The sequence below is a fragment of the Nannocystis sp. RBIL2 genome (genome assembly GCF_026626745.1).
Taxonomy (GTDB): domain Bacteria; phylum Myxococcota_A; class Polyangia; order Nannocystales; family Nannocystaceae; genus Nannocystis.
The window spans coordinates 1526493-1551417 of the sequence record NZ_JAPNJW010000002.1; the positions used below are offsets into that span (position 1 = coordinate 1526493).

General features: G+C 71.8%; 18 protein-coding genes. 11 read left to right on the forward strand and 7 right to left on the reverse strand.

Going from position 1 to position 24925, the window contains the following annotated elements; all coding sequences use genetic code 11:
- Positions 1–50: 50 nt before the first annotated feature.
- Both OV090_RS31265 and OV090_RS31270 read right to left on the reverse strand, forming a co-directional pair.
- Complete coding sequence (locus tag OV090_RS31265; protein ID WP_267708313.1) at positions 51–1886, reverse strand: ABC transporter ATP-binding protein; 1836 nt, start codon at positions 1884–1886, stop codon at positions 51–53.
- A 1084-nt stretch (positions 1887–2970) separates the two neighbouring features.
- Complete coding sequence (locus OV090_RS31270) at positions 2971–3372, reverse strand: KGG domain-containing protein (protein ID WP_267708314.1); 402 nt, start codon at positions 3370–3372, stop codon at positions 2971–2973.
- Positions 3373–3677: 305 nt separating this feature from the next.
- Here OV090_RS31270 and OV090_RS31275 point away from each other — a divergent pair, with 305 nt between their 5' ends.
- The 5 genes from OV090_RS31275 (at position 3678) to OV090_RS31295 (ending at position 12080) form a co-directional block, all read left to right on the forward strand.
- Positions 3678–4811, forward strand: a complete 1134-nt coding sequence (locus tag OV090_RS31275) for a glycosyltransferase (protein WP_267708315.1) — start codon at positions 3678–3680, stop codon at positions 4809–4811.
- 807 nt (positions 4812–5618) lie between these two features.
- On the forward strand, positions 5619–6158 hold the full coding sequence (locus OV090_RS31280; protein ID WP_267708316.1) for a hypothetical protein: 540 nt from the start codon (positions 5619–5621) through the stop codon (positions 6156–6158).
- A gap of 188 nt (positions 6159–6346) precedes the next feature.
- Positions 6347–7402 carry a chemotaxis protein CheB gene (locus OV090_RS31285; RefSeq protein ID WP_267708317.1) on the forward strand — a complete coding sequence of 352 codons (1056 nt, stop codon included), beginning with the start codon at positions 6347–6349 and terminating at the stop codon, positions 7400–7402.
- 50 nt (positions 7403–7452) lie between these two features.
- Positions 7453–10488, forward strand: coding sequence for a chemotaxis protein CheB (locus OV090_RS31290; protein WP_267708318.1), 3036 nt, complete (start codon positions 7453–7455; stop codon positions 10486–10488).
- A complete protein-coding gene (locus OV090_RS31295) occupies positions 10485–12080 on the forward strand; it encodes an ATP-binding protein (RefSeq protein WP_267708319.1) in 1596 nt (531 codons plus the stop codon). The genes OV090_RS31290 and OV090_RS31295 overlap by 4 nt, the downstream gene beginning before the upstream one ends.
- A gap of 237 nt (positions 12081–12317) precedes the next feature.
- On the opposite strand, the gene OV090_RS31300 is transcribed toward OV090_RS31295, so the two are convergent.
- Together OV090_RS31300 and OV090_RS31305 are read right to left on the reverse strand one after the other, a co-directional pair.
- Positions 12318–12959: a response regulator transcription factor gene (locus OV090_RS31300; protein WP_267708320.1), complete on the reverse strand. Its 642-nt coding sequence runs from the start codon at positions 12957–12959 to the stop codon at positions 12318–12320.
- A 76-nt stretch (positions 12960–13035) separates the two neighbouring features.
- Positions 13036–14130, reverse strand: coding sequence for a response regulator transcription factor (locus OV090_RS31305; RefSeq protein WP_267708321.1), 1095 nt, complete (start codon positions 14128–14130; stop codon positions 13036–13038).
- Between the two features lie 1232 nt (positions 14131–15362).
- On the opposite strand from OV090_RS31305, the gene OV090_RS31310 reads away from it, so the two are divergent.
- From OV090_RS31310 to OV090_RS31325, 4 genes are all read left to right on the forward strand, one after another.
- Positions 15363–16247: a sigma factor gene (locus tag OV090_RS31310; RefSeq protein WP_267708322.1), complete on the forward strand. Its 885-nt coding sequence runs from the start codon at positions 15363–15365 to the stop codon at positions 16245–16247.
- Between the two features lie 49 nt (positions 16248–16296).
- Entirely contained in the window at positions 16297–16617 is a 321-nt protein-coding gene (locus tag OV090_RS31315) for a hypothetical protein (RefSeq protein ID WP_267708323.1), read from the forward strand.
- 953 nt (positions 16618–17570) lie between these two features.
- Entirely contained in the window at positions 17571–18083 is a 513-nt protein-coding gene (locus OV090_RS31320; RefSeq protein WP_267708324.1) for a hemerythrin domain-containing protein, read from the forward strand.
- Between the two features lie 24 nt (positions 18084–18107).
- Positions 18108–18626 carry a hemerythrin domain-containing protein gene (locus OV090_RS31325; protein ID WP_267708325.1) on the forward strand — a complete coding sequence of 173 codons (519 nt, stop codon included), beginning with the start codon at positions 18108–18110 and terminating at the stop codon, positions 18624–18626.
- A 336-nt stretch (positions 18627–18962) separates the two neighbouring features.
- Here OV090_RS31325 and OV090_RS31330 read toward each other — a convergent pair whose 3' ends face one another.
- On the reverse strand, positions 18963–19316 hold the full coding sequence (locus OV090_RS31330; RefSeq protein WP_267708326.1) for a hypothetical protein: 354 nt from the start codon (positions 19314–19316) through the stop codon (positions 18963–18965).
- A gap of 123 nt (positions 19317–19439) precedes the next feature.
- On the opposite strand from OV090_RS31330, the gene OV090_RS31335 reads away from it, so the two are divergent.
- The gene (locus tag OV090_RS31335; RefSeq protein ID WP_267708327.1) at positions 19440–20744 is read left to right on the forward strand and encodes a Fic family protein; all 1305 of its coding nucleotides are present in this window, start codon (positions 19440–19442) and stop codon (positions 20742–20744) included.
- Positions 20745–20920: 176 nt separating this feature from the next.
- Positions 20921–22750, forward strand: a complete 1830-nt coding sequence (locus OV090_RS31340; RefSeq protein ID WP_267708328.1) for a hypothetical protein — start codon at positions 20921–20923, stop codon at positions 22748–22750.
- Between the two features lie 173 nt (positions 22751–22923).
- Here the strand turns inward: OV090_RS31340 and OV090_RS31345 are convergent, their stop codons facing one another.
- The gene (locus tag OV090_RS31345) at positions 22924–24225 is read right to left on the reverse strand and encodes an amidohydrolase family protein (RefSeq protein ID WP_267708329.1); all 1302 of its coding nucleotides are present in this window, start codon (positions 24223–24225) and stop codon (positions 22924–22926) included.
- 63 nt (positions 24226–24288) lie between these two features.
- The gene (locus OV090_RS31350; protein WP_267708330.1) at positions 24289–24810 is read right to left on the reverse strand and encodes a hypothetical protein; all 522 of its coding nucleotides are present in this window, start codon (positions 24808–24810) and stop codon (positions 24289–24291) included.
- Between the last annotated feature and the right edge of the window lie 115 nt (positions 24811–24925).

Here is a 24925-nt window from a genome sequence, read left to right on the forward strand (position 1 = left end):
CATCGCCCTCCGGCGACGCGCCCTCTCGGCTCCCTGAAACCCGCCAGCTCTCAGGCCAGCTCGCAGGCCATGTGCGGGCGCTCGTCGGGCAGCGCGAACAGCGGCCGCTCGCGCGGGTGCTGCGACGGCGACAGCTCGTGCACTGCGCCGTCCTCGACGAACAGCACCCGGTCGAACAGCGACAGCAAGCTCCAGCGGTGGCACGCGGCCAGCACCGTCGCCTCGGGCGACGACTGGAAGATCGCAGCCAGCACCTCGCGCTCGGTCGGCGGGTCCAGGGCCGCCGTCGGCTCGTCGAGCAGCAGCAGGTCCCGCGAGTGCGCCCGCAGCAGCCCGCGGGCCAGCGCGATCCGCTGGCGCTCCCCGCCGGACAGGTTGAGGCCGCTCTGGGCCAGGTGCGTGTCCCAGCCCGCGGACAGCTTGGCGATCACCGGCCCCAGGCGCGCCAGGCGGATCACCTGCGCCAGCACATCCTCCGGCACGGTCTCGCCGAGCGTCACGTTGTAGCGCAGCGTCTCCGAGAAGATCTGCGGCTCCTGCGGGATCAGCAGCGTGCGCTGGGCCAGCGCCTCGAACGAGCTGCGGCGGCCGTCGAACGCCACCTCGCCCCCCTCCGGGCGCAGCATCCCCGCCAGCAACTTCAGCAGCGTCGACTTGCCGCCGCCGCTCGTGCCGACCACCGCGATCTTCTCGCCGCGGCGGATCGTCAGCGCCCCGCAGCGGAGGGCCGGGGCGTCGCCCGCGTAGTTGAACGCCAGCGCGTCGAGCCGCAGCTCGCGCCAGCGCGGCGCGGCCGTCGGCGGCGGCGCGACCGTCGGCGACCCGCGCAGCAGCTCGCTGGCGTCTTCGTACGCGGTGCACGCCTCGACGATGTTGCCGTAATAGGCCGAGAAGGAGCTGATCGCGCCGAAGATCTTGTCGAGGTAGGCGATGAGCACGTAGACCTGGGCCACGTCGAGCGCGGTGCCCTTCAGGCCGGCGCCGTGGAAGTACCACAGCAGCGACGTCGCCATCACCAGCGCGTAGCCGCAGCTCACCGCCCCCCACTTGAGCTCGCTGAAGCGCGACACCCGGCGCACCAGCTCGCCGCCCTCGGCCCGCTGGCGCCCGAGGTCGGCGCAGGCCAGCGCCTCGAGGTTCAGCGTCTTCACCGTGACGACGTTCGTCAGGTAATCGACGCACACCCGGCCGACCGTGTTGTCGAATTGATTGACCAGGCGGATGTTGTCGACCATGCGGCGGTTGAAGTACAGCATCGCCGCGATCGTGACCCCGCCCATGACCACCACGTTGGCGGCCACGCGCACGTCGAGGGCCCACAGCGCCACGCTGGCGAGCACCACCTTGACGCTGCCTTCCAGCACCTGCCACGAATACTGACCGACCACGTTGCCGACCGCGAGCGCCGAGCGGTTTAGCTTGGCCAGGTTCTCGCCCGTGTGGCGCTCGACGTGCCAGTGCAGCCCGTAGCCGAGCAGCGCCTGGAACACCCCCGTCATCGTCGTCATGCGCGCCTGGTAGGCCACCCCGCTCTGCAGGTAGCGCCCCAGGTGGTGCAGCAAGATGTTGGCGAAGCGCAGCCCGAGGTAGGCGCCGATGCCGAGCAGCGCCCCCTCGTAGGCGACCTGCGAGAAGCCGTGCTCGACGAACACCCCGACCGTGTAGCCGATGGCCCACGGGACCAGCAGCTCGGCAGTGTTGGCGGCGATGAACAGGGCGACGAACGCCCAGAACCGCGACCGGCTGGGCGCCAGGGCCACCCACGCGGCCCGCAGCAGCGGCGCCAGGCCGCGCACGGGCGGCAGCGGCCGCGCCGGCCCGGCCTGTTCGCGGGCGCCGACGCCCGCCCACGACAATGGCGAGAGGAAACGAGCGAGTGCGTGCATGATCACCAATCGGCGCCGGATGACCGGGTCGAAGGGGCGCTCAGCCCCGCAGCTCCACGAGGTTCGCAACGAACGATCGTGCGCGGATGGAGGAGGTTCTCGGGCTGGGACGGTGCGTCGGCGTGATCATGAGGAATGAACGTCGGTGCAAGGGCGTCAAAATGCGTAGAGTCCAGGAATGGCGAGCGAGGACGTCCTCCGACGATCGCTCGCAGCAGCAGAGGCGGCTCACTATAACAGACGGCCGTCCGCCGCCGCCACCCGTGAATCGCAGCGGCGGCGGCTCCGCCGGCGGAGCGAGCGCCGCGCCGCACGCCGGCTATGATCATAGCGCGCCCGCCGATCGCCCTGCGTCCGCGAACGACCGACCCTCTCGCAATCAGCGACGATCGGTCGCAGCCTCGCCGCACCGGCCATGCACCAGCGCCAATCCCCGCGATCTCACGTCGTGGGGCCGCGCGGGCCTCCGCGTCGGATCGAGATCCATTTCCGCGCCGCCGCCCTGGACGCGCGACGCGACCCCGACGAGCTGGCCGCTTGCCTCCTCGGCGGCTTCGCTGCCGACGCCCACTGCCCGCCGCTCGCGCCGCCGACGACCGCCAGAGCCCTCCCTCGGGCCCGAAGGCCGCCGACCGCGCCCCGCGCCGCCTCCCCTCGTGATCGCCTGAGACGATCGCTGCGAGGAGCGGTCGTCTGACGACCGCTCGTGGCGAACCCACGCACGTGGGTGAGCGCCGAACTCGCTATTTGCAGTGGCTCACGCCGACTCGTCCGACTCACCGAACGGGGCAATACGGCGATTCGACGCCCGAGCCGACGCGTCGGATCCACCTCGCTGCGATTGCGGCGGCTCGCGGCGACGATTCACGCCATGCACCCTGGAGCCGCCGGACTCCGCGCTCCGGGTCACGAGCGGAACGATACGACCATCCGCGTGCTCCGAGCCGGCCTGCACCACGATGCAAACAGGCGGCCCGCGATGCCGACGACGCCCGCGCGGCCCGCCCGCAATGCAAGCAAGCGGTCCCGGCACCGCGCGAGGAGAAGCCGGTTCTCGCGCGATGGAGGTCCGCCGAGACGCTCGTCAGCGCTGGCGATGCCCGCCGCCCTGCCCGCCGCCCTGCCCGCCGCGTTGCTGCGACGATTGCGACGAGCGGCGCTCCCGCTCCTCGTCCGTCCCGCGTCCCTCCTCGCCCCGGCCCTCGCCGGTGCGGCGGCCGCCGTGCGACGCGTGACCCCCCTTGGCGCCGATCTCGGCCATGTGCTCGCGGTCCTGGCTGACCGCCTCGCCGCCCTTGCGCCCGGCCTCGCGCGCCTCCTCGGACGTGAATTCGTGCGCGGTGCCCTTCTCGTGGGCGGCGTGACCGCCCTTGCTGGCGATCTCGCGTTGTTTGTCCTCGTCCATCCCGGCGAAACCGCGCCCACCGCCGCGCTGGCCCTTGTTCTCGCCCTTGTTCTCGTTGCGGTTGTCGTCCCTGGTAGGCATGACGTCCTCGTATTTCCTGGCGCGGGCGCGCCGGCCTCCGGACATCGGGGACCCGCCGCGACCGCATTGCGGGGTGGAGTATGGCGCGCTACCGCCCCGGGACAAGCTCGACTATGACGATTTGCCGACCGCGGCGAATGATAGTACTCCCCAGTTCGCCCCATTTGCCCAGGCCGAGGGCGGTGGACCGCAGGCGCCGGCTCCGGCGGGGGCTGGCGACCGAGGGAAAATCCGAGGGTTGCCGAGCGTGCGGACCCGACCATACCTGGGACATGAGAGCCGGTCTCGAAGGTATGTTGAACGACATGGATCGGCCTCCGCCGGCGCAGACGAGCGCCGCCGGCCATCCGGTCCTGTGGGTCTCGCAGCTGGCCTGGGAAGCCATCCCCCGGCGTCTGCGGCATCTCCTGGCCCGCGGCGCGCGGCAACGGCGCGTCGTCTTCGTCGAGGCCGTGGTGCCGACCGCCGGCCCGCCGCGGATGGACTTCGATCACCGCGAAGGTCTGGTGGTCGCCACTCCCTTCGTGCCGCGCGGCCTGACCGGCGACGAGGCGACCACGCTCCTGCGCGGCCTGCTCGACGGCGTCGTCCGCGACCTCGGCCTCGGCGGCTTCGTCCTGTGCCACGATTCGCCGCGGGCCATGGCCGCCTGCCGCCTCAAGCCGGTCGCCACCATCTACTACGATTGCCCGGGCGGGCCGCGGTCGCCGCTCGAGGGCGACGAGGCCCTGCGGGAAGACGCCCTGCGCCGGGCGGACGCCGTGTTCGTCGACGCCGGCCACGACCCGCTCGGCCCCGAGTTCGGCCCCGCCACCCACCTGCTGCCGCGCGGGGTCGACCTGGCGCACTTCGCCCGCGCCCGCGCCGGCGGCCCCGACCCGGCCGATCAGCGCGACATCCCCCACCCCCGCCTCGGCTTCTACGGCGCCCTCGAGCGCGACGTCGACATCGACCTCCTGGTCGCCGTCGCCGACCTGCGGACCGACTTCCACATCGTCCTCATCGACCACGAGGGCGGCTCCGACCGGCCCCGCCTGCCCGCCCGGCCCAACATCCACGAGCTCGGCCCCAAGTCCTACGCCGAGCTGCCGGCCTACCTCGCCGGCTGGGACATCGCCCTCCTCCCCTTCAACCACGAGGCCGCCCTCCGCCGCGCCAAGCCCTCCCAGACCCTCGAGTATCTGGCCGCCGGCAAGCCGGTGGTGGCTACCCCGCTGCGCGACGTCATCAATCCTTACGCCATCCAGGGCATGGTCTCGATCGCCGAGGGCGCCGAGGACTTCGTGATCGCCGTGCAGTGCGAGCTCCACCGCGCCGACCGTCGCCGCTGGCTGCAGCGCGTCGACACCTGCCTGCGCGGCAGCTCGTGGGACGACACCTGGGGCGTCATGGAGGCCGTGCTGACGCGCCTCGTCGCCCCGCCCGTCGCCACCCCCTGAGCGGCGTCGCCCGCGCGCTCTCGGCCGCCCCGGGCTCCAGTTCGCCGCGCGGCGAGCCGAACCCCGCGCGGCCCCCCTCGTTCGCGCCCCGCAGCGCGCCGCGCCCTGCTCGCATTGCCCGACCGCCTGCTCGCATTGCTGGCGGCCTGCTCGCATTGCGCAGTCGCTCGTGAGCGATGCGCGGGCCGACCGCCTCCTCTCATTGCCTGGCCGCTCGCTCGTATTGCGCAGTCGCTCGTGAGCGATGCGTGCCCTGGCCGCAACAATGCCTGGGCCGCTCGCTCGCATTGCGCAGTCGCTCGTCAGCGATGCGTGCCTCACCGCCGCATCGCCTGGCCGCTCGCTCGCATCGCGCAGTCGCTCGTGAGCGACGCGTGCCCTGGCCGCCTGCTCGCATTGCACAATCGCTCGAAAGCGACGCGAGCCTGGCCGCCTGCTCGCATTGCCTGGCCGTTCGCTTGCGTAATCGCTAGCGAGCCATGCCTGTGGCCGCCTGCTCGCATTGCCTGGCCCGCTCGCTCGCGACGCCCGCCCGTCGCCGAGCCCAAAAGCCATTCAACGTAGCAGCCGCCGGGTCGGGGGCCAGCGCGGCGCGCTCGTCCGATCGCGGGGTGGCCCGCGCCGCTGCGTCGTCGGGCGTGCCGAGCCCGACGTTGCGTTCGTGCGCCGCCTACGCCGAGGCATTCGCGCCAGCGAGGCCATGCACGCGGCCCGTGGCTCGCGCGCCGCGGCTCCGGATCGAGTCGCACGAATGGTGGCCCGCGCGGGCGATTCGATCAATGACCTGCGCGACCGGAGGATTTCATCATGAACGAGAACAAGCGCAATCAAGAGCCCCTGAGCAACCTCGCCTACGATTGGGTCACCATCGTCCAGCACAAATCGGAGGCCCTGCGCGCCTACGAGCAGTACATTCAGGACGCGCAGCAGGCGAACTCGCCCGAGTGCGTCGAGCTCATGCAGCAGATCTACGAGCAGGACGCCAGGCACATCGAGCAGGCCACCCGCCACCTCATGGAGGTCCTGCGCAGCGGTCGGATGGGCCGCACCCAGGGTGAGAGCCAGACTGGCCAGGGCGAGGCCGGCCGCATGGGCCAGACGAGCAGCCAGGGCGGTCGCTCAGGCATGAGCCAGGGCGAACGGGGCGGCGCAGGCACCAGCCAGGCCGCCAGCCAGGGCCGCATGGGCGGCATGGGCCAGGGGGGCGAGGGCGGCCAGGGCCGCATGGGCCAGACGAGCGGCCAGGGCGGCATGGGCGGCCAGGGCGGCATGACCCAGGGCGAGAACCCCCGCGAGTCGATGCAGGGCGAGTCGACCGAACGACGCGGCCAGCGGAACCCCCGCTAGGATTCGTCGCCAGCGGACTCGACCGCTTGCACGCAATCGTCCCGCCAGCGCATCACGCGCTCGCGGTCGATGACAGACACGACAATGACTGAAGAAAGTGTAAACCGGATTACAAATCCGGCGACTCATTCTCATTGTTCACGATTCGCCTTGCCTGCGACCCGCGAGGATGAACTATAAGCGTTGCCTTGACGAGAGCAAACCCCACGGCCTCACGCGACATCGTCGTGATGGGGGCATCCGCCGGCGGCCTCACCGCGTTGTTCGACATCGTGCGGGGGCTGCCGCGCGACTTCCCGGCGGCGGTGTTCGTGGCGATGCACATGTCGCCCGACAACCCGGGCGTGCTGTCGGACTTGCTGGGGCGCGTCGCCGCGTTGCCGACCGCCCTGGCCGAAGATCGCCAGGCGATCGAGCGCGGCCGGATCTACATCGCCCGCCCCGATCACCACCTGCTGATCAAGCGGGCCCACGTGCGGGTCACCCGCGGCCCCAAGGAGAACGGCTTTCGCCCCGCGGTCGACCCGTTGTTCCGCAGCGCCGCTCTGGCCTATGGCGCGCGCGTCATCGGCGTCGTCCTCTCGGGCGGCCTGAACGACGGCACCGAGGGCCTGCTGCGCATCACCGAGGCCGGCGGCCTGGCGCTCGCCCAGGACCCGGCCGAGGCCACCATCCCCAGCATGCCGCTCAGCGCCATCCAGAACGTCGAGGTCCACAGCGTCCTGCGGGCCGCCGCGATCCCCGGGGTGCTCGGCCAGCTGGTCGTGCAGCCCGTGGACGACCCCAACGCGCTCTGCGCCCCCGAGGTCGAGGACACCGCCGAGACCGGGCGCGCCCTCCAGCAGAGCCAGCCGGTCGGGGCCCGCTCGCCGTACACCTGCCCCGAATGCGGCGGCGCGCTGTGGGAGCTCGCCGAAGGCGACAAGCTGCTGAAGTTCCGCTGTCACGTCGGCCACGGCTTCACCGCCGAGGCGCTGCTGGCCGAGCAGGGCTCCAAGCTCGAGGGCGCGCTGTGGGGCGCCCTGCGGGCCCTCGAGGAGAACGCCGCGCTGTACCGCCAGCAAGCCGCGCGCGCCGGCTCGGCCGGCTTCCTCACCCTGTCGCAGCAGTACGGCAAGAGCGCCGCCGAGATCGAGGAGTACGCCAGCACCTTGCGCCCGCTGCTGCACCGGACGTCGCTGCAGTTCACCCCGCCCGCTCCCCCCGCGCCCACGCACGAACCACCGGAAGGAATTGAGGACTGATCGGCCCCTCGTCGCCGGCTCGGTCCCTCGATGACGCCGCATCCCGCACCATGCCGTCCACGCCCTCGCCTCCCCAGCCCGAGAACGCGACCGCCGAACCCGTCGAGGCCGCCGACGACAGCGAGGACGACGCGTCGGCGGACGCGAGCCGCCGCGCCGCCGGGCGCTTGCTGGTCGTCGCCATCGGCGCGTCTGCCGGCGGGCTGGAGGCCTTCACCGACATCCTCGACGCGCTCCCGGCCGACCTCGGCGTCGCCTTCGTGTACGTGGCCCATCAGGCCAGCGGCCGCGACAGCGCCCTGGGCGACATCTTGCACGGGCACACGACCATGCCGATCGTCCTCGTCAAGGACGAGGTCCCGCTCGCCCCCAACCACCTCTACCTCGCGCCGCCCGGCATCCAGCTGACCGTCGCCGAGCTGCGGCTGGTGCCCGCCCCGCGCCCGGAAGACCGCACCCAGTACACCCCGATCGACGTGTTCATGGCCTCCCTGGCCAAGGAGCTCGGGACCTGCGCCGTCGGGGTGGTCCTGTCGGGCTCGGGCGTCGACGGCTCGGCGGGCCTGCGCGAGATCAAGGGCGTCGGCGGCATCACCATCGCCCAGGACCCGGAGACCGCCCGCTACGACAGCATGCCGCGGGCCGCCATCGCCACCGGCAGCGTCGACCTCGTCTTGCCGCCGGCGCGGATCGCCGAGGAGCTGCAGCAGATCGGCCGTCACCCCTACGTGCGCTCGTCGGTCGCGCGGCGCCCGGGCGACGAGATCGTCATCCACCAGGAGCAGCTGCACCGCATCTTCACCATGCTGCGCAACGCCAGCGGCGTCGACTTCACCCACTACAAGCCGCCGACGATCCGGCGCCGGCTGCAGCGGCGCATGGTCCTGCACAAGCTCGACAGCGTGGAGCAGTACATCAAGTACATGCGCGAGAACCCCGAGGAGGTCGCCAAGCTCTACCAGGACCTCCTGATCCACGTGACCCGGTTCTTCCGCGACCCGGACTCGTTCCGGGCCCTCGCCTGCGAGGTGTTCCCGCATATCGTGCAGCAGCGGCGGGGCCTGTCGCCGATCCGCCTGTGGCTGCCGGGCTGCTCGACCGGCGAGGAGGCCTACTCGGTGGCCATCGCCCTGCTCGAGTTCCTGGGCGAGGAGTCGAGCGCGGTGCCAGTGCAGATCTTCGCCACCGACGTCAGCGAGACCGCGATCGAGCAGGCGCGCAACGGCCTCTACGCCGACAGCATCGCCGCCGACCTCTCGCCCGAGCGGCTGCGCCGGTTCTTCACCAAGACCGACGGCAAGTACCGCGTCGCCAAGGTCGTGCGCGACCTGTGCGTGTTCGCCCGCCAGGACGTCACCCGCGACCCGCCGTTCTCCAAGCTCGACCTCATCCTCTGCCGCAACGTGCTCATCTACATGGGCGCGGTGCTCCAGCGCAAGCTGATGACCGTCTTCCACTGCGCGCTCAAACCGTCCGGATACCTCATGCTCGGCGGCGCCGAGACCGTCGGCGCCCAGACCGACCTGTTCGCCGTCATCGACAAGAAGCACCGGATCTTCGTCAAGCGGCCGATCGAGACCCCCTCCAACTTCCAGATCCCCGTCGAATACACCCCCAGTCGCTCGCCCCACCGCGGCGCGCGCTTGTCCACCGAGATGCACACGCCCCCCTCTTTCCAGAACGAGGCCAATCGTCTGGTCCTCGATCGCTACGGGCCGCCGGGCGTGATCGTCGACGAGAACTTCCAGATCATCCAGTTCCGCGGCAAGACCGGCTTCTACCTCGAGCCTGCCCCCGGCGACGCCGCCCAGAGCCTCAACCTGCTCAAGATGGCCCGCGAGGGCCTGCTCCACGGGCTCCAGACCGCGCTCTACGGCGCCCGCAAGTCCGACAAGCCGGTCCACAAGCAGGGCCTGCGGGTCACCCACAACGGCACCAACCACGAGCTCGACCTCCACGTCGTCCCGCTGGCCGTGCCCGGCGAGGAGCGTCACTTCCTCGTCCTGTTCGAAGAGGCCGGGGCCACCGACGAGGTCGCGCCCGAGGTCGCCGCGTCCCCGCCGCAGCCGCCGTCGTCGGACGACGAGCGCGTCAAGCAATTGCAAGAGGAACTCGCGGCCAGCCGCGAGTACCTGCAGTCGATCATCCAGGACCTCGAGGCCGCCAACGAGGAGCTGCAGTCGGCCAACGAGGAGATCCTGTCGAGCAACGAGGAGCTGCAGAGCACCAACGAGGAGCTCGACACCGCCAAGGAGGAGCTGCAGAGCACCAACGAGGAGCTCAACACCGTCAACGAGGAGCTCCACGGCCGCAACGAGGAGCTGTCGCGCGTCAACAGCGACCTCGTCAACCTGCTCGGCTGCGTCGAGATCGCCATCGTCATCGTCGGCTCCGACCTCAGCATCCGCCGCTTCACGCCGATGGCCGAGAAGGTGCTCAACCTGATCCCGACCGACATCGGCCGCCCGATCAACCAGATCAAGCCCAACATCGAGTGCCCGGGCCTTGAGAAGCTGATCGCCCGCGTCATCGACACCGTGACGATCCAGGAGATGAACGTCCGCGACAGCGAGGGCAACTGGTACTCGCTGCGGATCCGCCCCTACAAGAACGTCGAGAACCGGATCGACGGCGCCGTCCTGGCCCTGTTCGACATCGCCAGCCGCCGCCACGAGCTCGAGCTCCGCCAGGCCCGCGACGGCACCCGCGCCATCGTCGAGGTCGTGCGCCAGCCGCTCGTCGTGCTCGACGGCCACCTGCGCGTCCAGGCCATCAACCGCGCCTTCACCGAGCTGTTCGGCCTGTCCGCCGACGACGCCCTCCACCGCCACGTCTACGACCTCGGCGGCGGCACCTGGGACGCCCCGCAGCTGCACCGGCTGCTCGACGACGTCCTGCCCCGCCAGGGCCGCTGCGCCGGCTTCCGCGTCGAGCACGAGTTCGTGCGCGGCCGGCCGATGCAGCTCGCCGTCGACGCCTCCCGCATCGACGGCAGCGACCCGGGCACGGCCCTCGTCGTGCTCGCCATCCACGACCTCACCCGGCTCGACACGAGCTCGGCGCCCCCCGCCACCGCCTCGGCGTGACCCACCGTCCTCCCCTCGACGACGCCGCCCACCTCCGCGCCGAGGTCGCGCGGCTGACCGCGCTGCTCGCCGACACCGACGAGCACCACCACCGCCTGCGCGACGCCTTGATCGTCCGCAACGAGACGCTCGCGGGCCACGTCCAGGCGCTCGAGTCCTTGCTCGACTGGTACGCCGACCTCTACGAGCACGCCCCGATCGCCTACCTCGCCCTCGACGGCAACGGCGTGGTGCGCGAGGTCAACCTCACCGGCGCCTCGTTGCTCGGCATCGAACGCCAGCGCCTGGTCGGCCGCCCGCTGCGCCTGCACGTCGTCCTGCGCGACCGCCGAAAGTTCCTCGATCACATGCTGCGCTGCCGCCGGGCCACCGAGCCGGTCGTCACCGAGCTCGAGATCGAGGCCCGGCGCCGCGTCGTCCCGGTCCAGCTGATCAGCCGCCGCTCGGCCGTCGCCGGCGAGGCCGGCACGTACTTCCGCACCGCCGTGTTCGACCTGACCGAGCGCCGGCGCGCCGAGTCGGACCTGCGCCTCGAGCACGAGCGCCTCAGCCTCGCCCTCCTCACCTGCGGCGCCGGCCCCTACGACTACTCGTGGCCAGCGGCCGAGCTGACCCCGAGCGAGCGCTGGTGGCAGCTCGTCGGCCGCCCACCCGGCGAGGTGCCCCAGGGCGCCACGCTATGGCAGTGGTTCGAGGCCCAGATCGTCCCCGCCGATCGGGCCGCCCGCGAGGACGCCCACGCCCGCTTCATCGCCGGCGAATCGACCGCCTATGCCGCCGAGTTCCGCCTGCAGCGCAACGACCGGACCCCCGTGTGGCTGCGCGAGCTGGGCCGCGCCGCCGAGCGCAGCGCCGAAGGCCACGCGCGCCACGTCGTCGGCGTGCTGATGGACATCACCGCCGAGAAGCAGCGCATCGAGGCCGCCGCCCAGCAGACCGCGCTGCTGCGCGACCTGTCTGCGGCGCTGTTCCGCGTCGAGGAGAACGAGCGACGCGAGCTCGCCACCTTGCTGCACGACGTCCTCGGTCAGCAGCTCGTCGCCGCCCGCCTGCAGCTCGGCGCGCTGAGGCCGACCAGCGGCGACGCCGAGAAGGTGCGCGAGGTCCTCGCCCTCCTCGACGACGCCCACCAATCGGTCCGCTCGGTCACGTTCCAGCTGCGCCCGCCGATCTTGCAGGACCTCGGCCTGGTGGCCGGCCTGCGCTGGCTGGCCCGCGAGACCTCGGCGCAGTTCAAGCTGCCGATCGCCGTGCTCGCCGAGGACACCCTGCCGCGCCTGGCCGGCGATCCGGAGTACCTGCTGTTCCGCTGCGTCCGCGAGCTGCTGCTCAACGTGGTCAAGCACGCCGAGGCCACCGCGGCCCGCGTCGAGGTCGGCGGCGACGAGGACGACATCCTCGTGATCCGCGTCAGCGACGACGGCAAGGGCTTCGATCCGCCGCGCCTCGCCGCCGACCGCTCGACGAGCCGCAGCTTCGGCCTCCTCAGCGTGCGCGAGCGGATCATGGGCCTCGGCGGCCACGTGCACATCGACAGCGCCCCCGGCCAGGGCACCCGCGTCGAGCTGCACATCCCGCTCGCCGAGAGTTGAGCGTCACAAAAGCAACCGCGTCGCGCTGCACATCCGCTCGCCGAGAGCGGACGTTCACAAAAGCAAGCGCGTCGCGCTGCACATCCCGCTCACCGAGAGCAGCTCGTCACGACGGCACTCGCGTCGCGCTGCACATCCCGCTTTCCGCGAGCGGACCGTCACCGTCTCGAGCTGCACATCCCGCCGGTCACGGCACCCCGCATCGAGCTGGACGTCCCGCTCGCCGACGGCGGCTCGTCAGTCGCGCTTGCGCAGCGGCGCCAGCCCGTGCTCGAGCGCGTAGCGGGTCATCGCCGCCCGCGAGCGCAGCCCGAGCTGCTGGGAGATCCGCGCCTTGTGGAACTCCACCGTCTTGAGCGCGATGCCCAGGTCGCCGGCGATCTCCTTGCCCGCCATGCCCGAGGCGACGCGGACCAGGATCTCGCGCTGACGCGTGGTGAGCAGGTTGCCGCCGCGCCGCCGCGGCGCCGTCTCGCTCGTCCCCTTGAGCAGCGCCTCGATCGCCGGGCTGACGTGGCTGCCGCCGGCGGCGACCGTGCGCACCCCGGCGACCAGCTCCTCGGGCGACGCGTCCTTGAGCACGTACCCGCGGGCTCCCGCGGCCAGGGCCGAGTGGGCCCACTGCGGATCGGCGTGGCGCGTGACGACCACCGCGCGGCAGGGCGAGCTCGTCTGCAGCGCGCGCAGCAGATCGAGCCCGCCCAGCGTCGGCAGCTCGAGCTCGAGCGCCACCACGTCGGGCTGTAGCTCGCGCGCGGCCGCCAGCGCCGTCGCGCCGTCGGTGAACGCCCCGACGACCTCGAACTCGCTGCCGAGCAAGACGCTCAGGCACTCGAGCACCATCGCCTGGTCGTCGACGAGAATCACTCGCGGTCGCATGCAACCATCCATGAACAACGTACCCGATCGACCATGAAGTTCAAGCACGTGTCCGCTCCTCTCGTGGCGTGGGGCCTCAGCGACCCGGAAGCAACCCGTGTTCGACCGCGTAGCGGGTCAGCTCGGCGACGGTACGCAGGCCGAGCACTCGCATGAGTCGCGCTTTGTGAAACTCGACAGTCTTGCGCGAGATGCCGAGGATGTCGCCGATCTCGCGAGCCGGCCGACCCTCGGCGACCAGCTGCAGCACCTCGCGTTGACGCGAAGACAGCTCGCCCCCGGCCAGCCCCTCTTCGGGCGCGCCGGGCCGCGGCTCGTAGACCAACCCCGGCGACACGAACGTGCCGCCCGCCAGCACCCGACGCACCGCCAGCAGCAGCTCCGACGAGGCGGCCGTCTTCACCACATAACCGTGCGCCCCGGCGCGAAACGCCTCCTGCACGTAATCCGGCTCGGCGTGGACCGTGACGAAGATGATCCGCCCCCGCGGGCACGCGCGCTGCAGCTGACGCGCCGCGTCGAAGCCGTTGAGCAGCGGCATCGTCACGTCGACGAGCACCACGTCGGGTTGGCATTGTTCGGCCGCGGAGACGAGGGCGCGGCCGTCGGCCACCGCCCCCACGATCTCGAGCTCGGCCGCCAGCAAGCGCATCAAGCCCTCGCGGACCAGCGTGTGATCGTCGGCCATCAACACTCGCGGACGTGCCCGCGAGGGCGATGCGTCCGCGCCGACGTCCGCGTGACTGGCTGCGTCCTCGTTCACACCAGCTCCGAAGGCGTCGGAGCTCCCGACGCTAACAAACACCTCAACGTCGTTCAGCACGGAAAAACCCCTGACCTCGAGCTCACTTTGTGGACTGGCCCGGTGGCGCCGCTCGCCGCGTGGATCGCCCGCCCCGCAGGCGAGGGACGCACCGCAGTTCAGGGTTCGTCGCGACGCGACCTCGACGTCGGGCCCGGCGTGGACGACCACCGATCCCCCGACACTCCCCCATGCACCGGGCTGATGATAGCCGTCGGACGTCACGCCGCTCACGGCGCCGACCACGTCCTCGGTGTGCTCGCGGTCGAATGGCGCACCGGCCTCGCCCGACTCCCGGTCATCCGCAAGCTCGTCGAAACCGCGGATCCGCGCCCTGCCGCGGGCGCCGCCTGGGATGAGCACAAACATGATTTCGCCGCCGTTCGCGCCCGGCGGTCTCGGCGCCTCCGGGGCGGCGTCCGATTCGCCGGACTCGCAGGCGCCCGCGGCCCCGCCCCCGCGGGAATTTTCCGGGGAGGTCGTACTGCGCGGACTCGACAGGATGCGCCGCGACGCGCGAGCCGAATGGACATTCGCGACGCGAGTCCGCTCGCGGGCCTTGCGCCCATTCTCCCGGCTCGTGCCCGCCCCCTGCGGACTCGGCGGCTGCGTCGCGGTAGCGATTTCGCGCATCGTCGTCGGGCCAACCTTGGACGGGTCGGCCAGGGCGGCAACCGCTCGGCGCCGCACGAACCGGGGAGACGCGACGCTTTTCGTCGGTTGAGAGCAAAATTGGAGCCTTCATCACAGTTCCGAACTTCCAGGGTTCTTCCCAGTCATGGCGCGATTCGCGGACGGCGAGGCGAGCGCACCGCCGCTCGCGGCTCCAGCGTGTCCCGGAGCGATTGCCCCGAGTCTGCCGCCCGCCCGCGTCGCTGAAATCACCGCCGCCTTGCACCCCGGGCGCCCTCTCCCAAGATTCCGCCGCAGTCGTCGGCCTCGCGGGCTCACGGGACTATGCGTACCCGCTGCGGAGCGAGCAGGCGCAGGCCGACGACTGCGAGCGGCGAGACTGCGACGCGTCTGCGACGCCTGTGGGCGCCTCGCCTCGCTCCTCCGCCGCCGAGCGACCGGCCATCCTCCACCTGCTCGAAAGACCAGGTAAGAGCGCGCCACGCCGCCCCTGACCTCGCCTCGCTCCTCCGCCGCCGAGCGACCGGCCATCCTCCACCTGCTCGAAAGACCAGGTAAGAGCGCGCCACGCCGCCCCTGACCCGCGCCCCTGAAGACGCCGACCTTCGACCCCCTGTCCGCGAAGCGCTAGCTGTCCCGTGCTCGCCGGGAACACTGTCCGCGCAGCAGAGCCTCGACGGTCCCCCTTGCATCCGCTCGCCCGGAAAAACCCCGGTCCTCGGCCCACCCCACCCGCAATCGCCGCGCAACAATCCGAGACTTCTTCACCAGCTGTCCCAAAGCACAGGCGTCCGCCGTCGCTTCTCGACCGCGCCTCGCGCATCGCCGAGAGCCGCGACCCGACCCGCGATTCCGCCGTCGTTCGCACCGGCGTCTCGCAGCAGTCTCGCGGCCGACGAACAATGATTCGTCCGACCCGCGACTTGCGACCTCGCGCGCTCCCGAGCACGCTGGTCTTCAGCGCCGTCATGACCCCCGCCCGCTCCCCGGCTCTCTCTCCGCGCGCGCTGGCCCCGGCGGGACGGGACCGTCCCCTCGACGCGCGGGCCGTCTCGCGCCACCCGTCCACCGGCGCCGCCGTCCGCTGCTTCGAGCTGCGCGCCGACCTGTGGCGCGCGCTGCTCGGTCAGCCCGCCGCGCTCGCCTCGATCGCCGAGCGCGCGCACCGGGCCCTGCACCCCGAGCTGCGCCCGGACGGCCCCCTGCGCCGCCTCGAAGCCGCCGCCCAGGTCCTCGGCTGCAGCGACGACCTCGGCCCGCGCCTGGCCTACGAAGCGGCGCGTCGGGCCGCCTCCGACGCCCTGGGGCCCGCCGATCCCGACCGCTGTGTGGTCCGCCGCCTCGTCGGCGATATCCTCGCCCGTCGCTCGGTCCCCCTCGCCGAGCCCACCCTCGGCCGCTGGTGCGACATCCTGGAGCGGCGCCAGGCGGCGCTGGACGCCGCCCTGAACCTCCTGCGCGCCCGCGATGAGCAGATCGGCCGCCTCGTCCGCGCCTTGCGGCCACCCGGGCGCGGCTGCGCCGAGCTGGTCGTCGTCGCCAGCCAGGGGCTGCAATGGGCCGTGGGGCGCTACGATCCCCGCCGCGGCGTCCGCTTCGACCGGTTCGCGGAGTGGTGGATCCGGCGCATGATCCGTCGCCACCTCGCGCCGCCGCCGGCACCCGGACCTCGCCCGCGGGCCGAGCTGCGCAGCACCTGCGCGCAATTCACCACCCTCCACGGACGGGCCCCGACCGAGGAGGAACTGCTGGCATTGACAGGCGAACCGCTGGAGCAGGTCCGCCTTGCCCGGGCGCCCTTCTCGCACCATCGCTACCCCCGCGAAAGAGAAATCGACCCCGCGCCCCCATGACGCCGCCACCGGTCGTGCCATCGGGACGCGCACGAGAAAGGAACCGACCATGGGCTCCCATCAAGCTTCCCCCCTCCGGCTCGGCCTCGCCTGCCTGATCGCGCTCGCGGCCTGCGGCGACCGCACGAAAGAGCCCCCGCCGGCGAATCGCAATCCAGGCCCGGGAACACCGGCGCCGGCCGACACCCGCACCAACCCCCATCCCACGGCCCAGCCCGCGAACAGCGGCACCCCCGGACCCTCCGCCGGCGCCGCCAACCCGAGCAACGTCCACACCCCCGACCCCGGCCACGAGCCGCCCGGTGGGGCCGCAGGCGCCGCCTCGCCCGACAAGCCCGCCGGCGAGCCCGCCCCGACCAAGGCGCACTAGCAGCCCGCCTTCGCGGGTCCACGAGGCCGGCCGACGCCTTCGCGCGTGGGCCGGCCGATTCACGCCATGCGACCGCCGCAGCGCGAGCATCCTCGTCACGACGCTGCGCTGCGTCGCCGTCTGCGACGAATCACGCCGCGGCTGCACGCGGAACCGGCCCACATTCCCATCCCCGACGCCGCCCGCGATCGGACGAGCCGCCGGTCTCCCTCCCGCACTCACCCCCGCGGCTGCAGGCGCACGGCCCCTCGCAAACGATCACTGGCGAATCACCGCCCCCCGATCGGACGAATCACCAGTCTCCGTCCCGCACTTCGAGTGGGACGCGCATCCTCATAACCGCCCCATGCCGCCCCCCGATCGGACGAATCACCGGTCTCCGTCCCGAACTTCGGGCGGGGGCGTATGCTGCTCCCACGGCCGCCGCGGCCCGTCCCGCAGCTCTGCTGAATCACCGCAGCCGGTGCTCCGCGCCCTCGCCCCGCAAACGTCGGAGCGGTCCGGCATTCGCATTACCGGCAGCCGAGTCACCGCCCGAAGGCTACGCCCCGACGCTTTACCCTCCCGCCTCGCGCCCCTCGTTCGCCGCGCGCCACCTTCGGCGAACCTCCGGCGATCGCTGCAGCGAACCACAGCCAGTAGCCGACGCGGCAGCGGCAATTCGTTTCTTCTTTGTTTTGTTTTCTCTAAAATAACCAATGGATTGTCCGAGGTCGCGTCCTGCGCGCGAAGCTCGACCGTGCTCGCAGTGACCTTCGTCGTCGCGGCCGCGGCGGCGGACTCTTCTGCCTCACTCTGCCGCGGCTTCGCCCCATCGAGCGATCGACCGCCGCCGTGCGCGACCGCGACGTCGTTCGGCCGCCGTCTCTTGCCCATGCAACAAATCCGCGCACCTTCGTTTCAGGCCGCCGGATCGGTATCGCCGAGCTCGCGGAGGCCGGAGGAGCGTCATCATGGCCTCGATCTTCCAGCACCTGCGCGAGGAGCACGAGCGGCTCCAGCGCTCGATCGTCCGCCTCCGCGGCGTCGAGCCCGGGGCTGACCGACTGCAGCCGTTCAACCAGCTGCGCCGCCAGTACGTCGCCTACGCGCGCGCCGCCGCGGGCGTCCTCTACAGCTACCTGATCCACGTCAAGACCACCCAGCAGCGGGCCCTCCAGGGCCTCGAGGAGCACAAGCGCCTCGAAGTGCGCCTCCTCGACGCCGAGCGCGTCCTCACCGACGACGATCACTGGCGCCCCACGATCACCTCGCTGTGCGAGGAGCTGGCCCGGCACTTGCGCGACGAGGAGCGCGGCCTGTTCTCGACGGCGAGGGTCGCGCTCAGCGACCGCGAGGCCATCGGCCTCGGCGCCTGCTTCGCCGCCGAGCGCGCTCGCTTGCACGGCGATCTCAGCAACCTGACCGGCAGTCCCCCCGAACCCCTCGCATCGGCGGCCGGGACCGGACGACTGCCGATCCACTGACCCCAAACCACAAGGAACACGACCATGCCCAAGACCCAGATCCAGATCTACGACATCCTGAAGCGCGAACACGAGGAAGTGAGCGAGCTGCTGCACCAGCTCAAGGAAGCCAAGGGCAACGCCGCGCAGAAGTTGTTCGCCGAGATCCAGCTCAAGCTCGTGCCGCACTCGCGCGGCGAGGAGACGACCGTCTATTCGCGGCTGCTCAATGAGCGGAGCGCCTCCGAGAAGATCCGCGTCAGCCTCGAGGAGCACCGCCAGGTCGACGTCCTGCTCGAGGAGCTGGGCGCCATGTCCCCGCGCGACGAGGAGTGGTCCGCCAAGGTCCACGTGCTCGCCGACATGGTCGGCCACCACGTCGACGAGGAGGAGGGCGAGCTGTTCCCGATGGCCCGCGCAGTGCTCTCCGACCGTGAGGCCGCCCAGATCGCCCAGGAGTACGAGCAGGCCCGCGACGAGGCCATGCAAGCCATGACCGGCGAAGCTGAAGAGGGCGAAGAAGTCGAAGAAGGCGGAGAGGAAGAAGAGCGCGGCGCCGCATGACCACAATCGCTTCCCCGACAAAACTCGCCGCGAGCGCTTGACCGCACTCGCCGCACCGACGATGCCTGCGGGCTCTTGCCAGGAGCCCGCCGGGACCACGATCGAGCCCGGGCGCCGCCGCTCCGGGCTCTTCGCGCGCACCCGCGTCGCCGCGCCTCGCTCCGGCGCGCGCGAGAGGCAGCCGTTTTGCCGGCCGTACCAAAGCCGACAGCCATGAAGCCCCGCAGAAGACCCCCGAGCTCAAGACGACCTGCGCCCTGCCCCGCGAGAGTTCCGCCGGCAAATCAACCTGTCCCAGAGGACATCACGACAATCCACGCCCCGCGGCTCTCGCCCTCATTCACCGAACACGCATGACAGCCCGTCGCGCGTCAGCAGCTCGCGCGACACCGACTGGCCCGTCCTCCACGTCAGCGTGACCGCGGCCACGCGCTCGTACGAGCCGTCCTGCCCCGGCCGCAGCTCGGCGCCGTCGCGGTCGCGCGTGGCCACCGAATACGTCGGCGCCCAGCCCGAATGAAACCAGTGATTGGCCCGGCACAGCGCCTCCGTCTCCTCGCTCGCGGTGGTCGCCGCCGCGATCGAGCGCGCCAGCCAAGCCACCACCGCGTATGGGTACGCGAAGTACCAACCCGCCGCGAGCCCGACGACGATTGCGATCACGAGCTTGCGCGCGCGCGGACGAGCCATGGCCGTCCAGTCTAGCACCCGCGGCCGCGCCGGACGCCACGATCTCGCCGGTGTTACGCACCCCGAGGACGGAGTCGTCTCGTCCGCGGCCCGCCTCGGCCGCAGCGTGATACCCTGCCCGCCATGCTGATGACGGTGTCCTGCTCGCGCTGGTCCGACGTCGATCCTGCCGGGCACGAGTTCGATCTCGAGCCGGCGCGGCGGATCGTCGAGCGGCTCGTGCAGGCGACAGTCGCCGATCGCGGCGCGAGCTGGCGCGCGGTCCCGCAGAAGGTCCGGGACGCCCTCATCGAGCAGTTCGACCGCGAGTTCGTCGGCGAGTACGGCGCGTGGGCGTCCGGCTGGCACTGGGCCGCCAGCGAGCCCGGCGGCGGCGGTCCGGTGCGCGGCTGGTGCTGCTCGCGCGACAGCCTGTTCCGCCGCGACGACCCCGACCCGCAGGCGACAGTCGAGCGCGTCGTCGCGGCGCTCGGCGAGTGGCAGCAATACCTCGTCGACCTCGCCGCGACCTTCGCCGACCTGTACCAAGAGACAGCCGACCTCCCGCTCGCCGATCAGGTCGAGCGCGCCGCGGCCCGCCTCTTACCGCTCGTCGTCGAGCGCACGGGCGCCGAGGATGCCTGGTACGACACCTTCACCCGCGCGCTCCTGTGGTGCCTCGAGTCGTTCGGCCGCGCCGGTCGCGACGTCCAGCGCGCCGTGGAGCACGTCGTCGGCGGCCATTTTTCCAGCTGGTGCGCGCCCGACCCTGCCGCTGCCCGCGAGGCCTGCACCCAGCTCGGCCTCGCCGTCGCCGACGCCGCCCGCGAATCGGACACCGCCCCGCGCCCCGACGCCCTCGCCGCCTGGCTGGAGACCCGCGTCACTGCCTTCCGCGACCCCCCGCGCTCGCGGCGGCGGACGCCGCTCCACCACGATGGTCACCTCCTCTTCATCGAACAGCGCGATCGGCCCCGCGACCCGGTCCGCGCCGATCGCATGCTCGCCGCCCTGACGGCCTGCCGGGCCCACGCCCGCTCGGGCGATCCGCTGACCTTCGACGTCCTCGCCTCCTGGCAGGCGCAGGTCCTCGGCGTCGACGCGCCTCGCTTCCGCACCACCGAGGCCTTCGCCCGCGGCGGCCACGACCGCTACGGCCTGGCCCCCGACACCTTCGAGCGCTTCACCGCCTGCGTCGCCGAGGCCGCCTCCGCGGAGCCGTTGACCGTCCGCGCCGCCCGCGTCTACCTCGACGTCTGCTTCTTCCACCCCTTCGTCGACGGCAACGCCCGCGCCGCCCGCCTCGCCCTCGATCACGTGATCACCCGCGCCGGCCTCGGCCTGCACAGCGTCGAGCCGCTGTTCATCATCGCCCGCGACGCCCACGACACCCGCGGCGCCTGGTGCCTCGCCCGCGCGCTCGAGCAGCTGCTCGGCTCGCCCGCGTGATCGCGAGACAACCGCGAATCACCGGACCCCGTATTGCGTAGAGTGCCCGCAATCGTCGCTGGCGCGCCGGCGAATGCGAAGAGACCGGCGCTCCAAAATGCGCGCGGACGATCGACGAATCGATCGCATCTTTGCCCTAGCAACATCGTCGATCGCAGCCGGTTATACGCCTCGCCATGAACTGGACTCCTCTACTGCGCCTCTCCCCTGTCGTGCTCGCCGCCTGTCCGGGCGGGCCGGCGGCGTCGACCGACACCGATCCCGCCGACACCAGCGGTCCGACGACCACGACTGTCGCCACCGATCCATCGACCACGCCCACGACTACCGGCCCGGCCACCGAGACCGGTCCCGATCCCACCACCACGACGACGGGCGAAAACACCACCGCGGTCGATCCCACCACCGGCGATCCCACCAGCGATCCCACGACCCTCGACACCACCACGACCACCACCAGCGAAACCACTTCCACCACCGACGCCACGTCCACCACCGACACCACCGACACCGGCGTCGTCGGCGAATGTGTCCCTGGGGACATCCAGAGCTGTTACAGCGGCCCGGGCGGCACCCTCGACGTCGGCGAGTGCGTCGCGGGGCAGCAGGAGTGCGACCGCGACCAGACCTGGGGCCCGTGCGTCGGCGAGGTCGTGCCCGCGCCCGACACCTGCGACGAGCCCGGCGACGAGAGCTGCGACGGCTTCGACCCGTGCCAGGGCGACGGTGAGTTCGCCTGGGGACTCACCTTCGGCAAGGCCGGCGACGACGAGGGCGCCCGGGTCGCCTTCGACGGCGCCGGCAACCTCGTCGTCGCAGCGTGGGGCAACGGCGACATCGACTTCGGCGACGGCCTGCTCGTCCACGCCGGCTACGACGTCTTCCTCGCCAAGTTCGCGCCGGACGGCGCCATCCTGTGGAGCAAGCGCTTCGGCGACGGCGACTACCAGGGCGGCCCGGAATACGGCCTCGCCATCGCCGACGACGGCGACATCGTGCTCAGCGGGATCTTCAACGGCGACATCGACTTCGGCGGCGATCCCCTCAAGAACCCCACGCTGAAGACCGGCCTCTTCCTCGCGCGCCTCGACGGCGACGGCCAGCACGTGTGGAGCAAGTCGTTCATCGCCGGCGAGGACGTGGCTCCCCTCGATCTGGCGCTCGACGCCGGCGGCAACATCCTGATCACCGGCGCCTTCTACGGCTCGCTCCCGCTCGGCGGCGCCCCCCTCGTCTCCGCGGGTGGCAACGACATGTTCGTCGCCAAGTTCACCGGCGCCGGCGCCCACGTGTGGAGCGCCGGCTTCGGCGACCCGGACTGGCAGGTCGGCATCGGCATCGCGCCCGACCCCGCGGGCAACATCTTCGTCACCGGCGGCCTGCGCGGCAGCTTCGACCCGGGCACGGGCCCGCTCACCAGCGCCGGCTCCGAGGACATCTTCCTCATCAAGTTCGACCCGGCCGGCGACGCTCTGTGGGGCAAGCGCTGGGGCGACGCCGGCAGCCAGGACGTCGGCGGCCTCGCGGTCGACAGCAAGGGCCGTGTCGCCCTCACCGGCGGCACCAGCGGCGTCCTCGACTTCGGCGGCGGCCCACTCGAGGGCGACATCGTCGTCAGCTACCTCGCCCAGCTCGACGGCGACGGCGACCACCTGTGGAGCCGCGAGCTGTGCGAGGGCGGCTCGATCGCCGAGAAGGTCGCCGTCGACGGCCTCGACAACCTCGTCACCATCGGCACCTTCTACGACACCTGCGACCTCGGCAGCGGCCCTCTGACCGCCGCCGAATACCGCGACGTGTTCGTCGCCAGGTTCAGCCCCGGCGGCCAGCCAGGGTGGAGCAAGCGCCTCGGCGGCCCGCAGGAGCAGTACGGGGCCCACGTCGCCGCGTCCGCCGCGGGATCCGTGGCCGCCGTCGGCAATTTTTACGATGCCATCGACCTCGGCGAGGGCCTCGAGACCAGCCAGGGCGGCCGCGACGGCTTCGTCGTCGTCCTCGATCCGTGACCTCGCGAACAGGACCGAGGCGCGGCCTGCACGATGGCTGTCCGAACGGGCATGTCCCGAAGGCCATGCTGCTCGGGCCAGGGGCCGCCGTCCCCGGCGGTCATTGCCTTTCCGCACCTATCCGATCGGGCATGTCCCGCAGGACATGCCCCCGGCGCCAGCCACTACCACCGTCACCTGCGGTGGATCGTCCCGCCCTTCATGACGAAGCGGACCTGCCGCAGCGCCCCGATCGAGCGCGTCGGGTCGCCCTCGACGGCGACCAGGTCGGCGAGCAGCCCGACCTTGACCTGGCCGATGCTGTCGGCCATGTGAAGCATCTTCGCGTTCACCGCCGTCGCCGCGCGCAGCGCCTGGACCGGCTTCATCCCGTAGTCGACCATCAGCTCGAGCTCGCGGACGTTGTCGCCGTGGCTGAACACCCCGACGTCGCTGCCGTTGCAGATCGGCACCCCCGCCTTCAGGGCCGCGCGGAAGCTCGCCCGCTTGTCGCGGATCGCCTGCGGCTCCGGGGCCGCGCCCTTCTTCCAGCCCGCGTACTGCAGGATCGCGTCGGTCGCCGCCAGCGTCGGGCACAAGTACACCCCGCGCTTGGCCATCAATTTAAAAACTTCCGCCGTCCCGCCGTCGCCGTGCTCGATCGTCTCGGCCCCGGCCAGCACCGCGCGGCGCATCCCCTCGGGCGTGCTCGCGTGGACCACCACCGGCCTTTGACCATCGCGCGCGGTCGCCACGATCCGCTCCATCTCCGCCTGCGAGAACGTCGGCAGCGCCTGGCCTTTCGGGCCCCACGAGTAATCGCCGTACACCTTGATCCAGTCGGCCCCGCGGGCGATCTGGCCGCGCACCACCCGGACCAGGTCCTCGCCGTCGGCCTCCTCCGCGCCTTGCGGCACGTGCCACTCCGGCGCGAAGCCCTTCGGCGCGTACGTCCCGGTGGCGACGATCGCCCGCGTCGTCGTCAGCACTCGCGGCCCCGGGATGATGCCCTGCTGGATCGCCTGCTTGAGGCCGACGTCGGCCTCGGCCGCGCCCTCCGTCCCGAGGTCGCGCACCGTCGTGAAGCCGGCCAGCAGCGTCTCGCGGGCGTGGTTCGTCGCCCGGGCCACGCGCACGGTCAGCGGCTCGCGCAGCACCTGGTCGTTCCACGTCGTCTCGTTGTAGGGGTGCAGCAGCAGGTGCGAGTGCCCCTCGATCAGCCCCGGCAGCAGCGTCGTGTTCGGCAGCTCGACCACCTCGGCGTCGGCCGGCGCGCCGACCTGCGCCGCCGGCCCGACCGCCGCGATCCGATCGCCGCGGACCAGCACCACCCAGCCCTCGCGCGGCTGCTCGCTCGCGCCCTCGAACACCCGCGCCGGGCGCAGCAGGTACGCCTTGGCGGGCGCCGGCGGCGGAGCGGCCGCCGCGACGCCGGGCTGTCCCCAGAGACATGTGACTGCGAGCGCGAGGACGGCGAGGGCGGCGAGGCGGCGCATGACAGCCCGCGATCGTAGAACGATTGTCGCCCCCCGTCCATGTCCCGAGGGACAGCCGGCGCCTCACTCGACCTCGAAGATCTCGTCGTTCCACACCAGCTCCCCGGCGGCCGCGTCGACGGTGCCCTGGAACGACTCGCCCTCGGCCTCGGCGACGATCGTCCCCGCCTCGCAGGTGTACGCGCCGGAGATCCCGTAATCGCCGCTCTGGTACATGAACTCGTCCGCGCTCGTGAACCGGACGCGGTCGGGGCAGGTCTCGACCGGCACGTCGTCGGGCTGCGGCCCGCACGGGTACTGCTTCTTCGACACGAACACCTTGCCGATCACGAACGCGCAGGCCTCGTCGATCGGCGCCGTCGTGCTGCTGCTCGTGGTCCCGGTCGTGTCGTCCGGCTCGCTGGTGGAGGTGGGCTCCGTCGCGCTCGTCGTCGACGTCGTCGTCGAGTCGTCGCTGGTGCTCGTGCTGTCCGGCGCGGTGGTGCTGGAGGTGTCCGCGGTCTCGCTCTCGGTGCCCGGGTCGCTGCCCTTGTCGGTACACCCCGGCAGCGCCAGAAGAAGGGTCAAACAAGCCAAATACTTCATGCGCGACAGGATAGCGCGAAGGACCCCGCCGCGCACACGGCTCGCTACCTTCGTCGCCGGACCCTCGCCGCGCGCACCCGGACGGCGCTCCGCTCGGGGCCGCGTCGGGCGAGCC

Bases quoted from the DNA above. Each gene is read 5' to 3' on its own strand.
- OV090_RS31265 (WP_267708313.1), bottom strand. From the start codon at position 1,886: ATGCACGCACTCGCTCGTTTCCTCTCGCCATTGTCGTGGGCGGGCGTC.
- OV090_RS31270 (WP_267708314.1), bottom strand. From the start codon at position 3,372: ATGCCTACCAGGGACGACAACCGCAACGAGAACAAGGGCGAGAACAAG.
- OV090_RS31275 (WP_267708315.1), top strand. From the start codon at position 3,678: ATGGATCGGCCTCCGCCGGCGCAGACGAGCGCCGCCGGCCATCCGGTC.
- OV090_RS31280 (WP_267708316.1), top strand. From the start codon at position 5,619: ATGAACGAGAACAAGCGCAATCAAGAGCCCCTGAGCAACCTCGCCTAC.
- OV090_RS31290 (WP_267708318.1), top strand. From the start codon at position 7,453: ATGCCGTCCACGCCCTCGCCTCCCCAGCCCGAGAACGCGACCGCCGAA.
- OV090_RS31300 (WP_267708320.1), bottom strand. From the start codon at position 12,959: ATGCGACCGCGAGTGATTCTCGTCGACGACCAGGCGATGGTGCTCGAG.
- OV090_RS31305 (WP_267708321.1), bottom strand. From the start codon at position 14,130: ATGTTTGTGCTCATCCCAGGCGGCGCCCGCGGCAGGGCGCGGATCCGC.
- OV090_RS31310 (WP_267708322.1), top strand. From the start codon at position 15,363: ATGACCCCCGCCCGCTCCCCGGCTCTCTCTCCGCGCGCGCTGGCCCCG.
- OV090_RS31315 (WP_267708323.1), top strand. From the start codon at position 16,297: ATGGGCTCCCATCAAGCTTCCCCCCTCCGGCTCGGCCTCGCCTGCCTG.
- OV090_RS31320 (WP_267708324.1), top strand. From the start codon at position 17,571: ATGGCCTCGATCTTCCAGCACCTGCGCGAGGAGCACGAGCGGCTCCAG.
- OV090_RS31325 (WP_267708325.1), top strand. From the start codon at position 18,108: ATGCCCAAGACCCAGATCCAGATCTACGACATCCTGAAGCGCGAACAC.
- OV090_RS31330 (WP_267708326.1), bottom strand. From the start codon at position 19,316: ATGGCTCGTCCGCGCGCGCGCAAGCTCGTGATCGCAATCGTCGTCGGG.
- OV090_RS31335 (WP_267708327.1), top strand. From the start codon at position 19,440: ATGCTGATGACGGTGTCCTGCTCGCGCTGGTCCGACGTCGATCCTGCC.
- OV090_RS31340 (WP_267708328.1), top strand. From the start codon at position 20,921: ATGAACTGGACTCCTCTACTGCGCCTCTCCCCTGTCGTGCTCGCCGCC.
- OV090_RS31345 (WP_267708329.1), bottom strand. From the start codon at position 24,225: ATGCGCCGCCTCGCCGCCCTCGCCGTCCTCGCGCTCGCAGTCACATGT.
- OV090_RS31350 (WP_267708330.1), bottom strand. From the start codon at position 24,810: ATGAAGTATTTGGCTTGTTTGACCCTTCTTCTGGCGCTGCCGGGGTGT.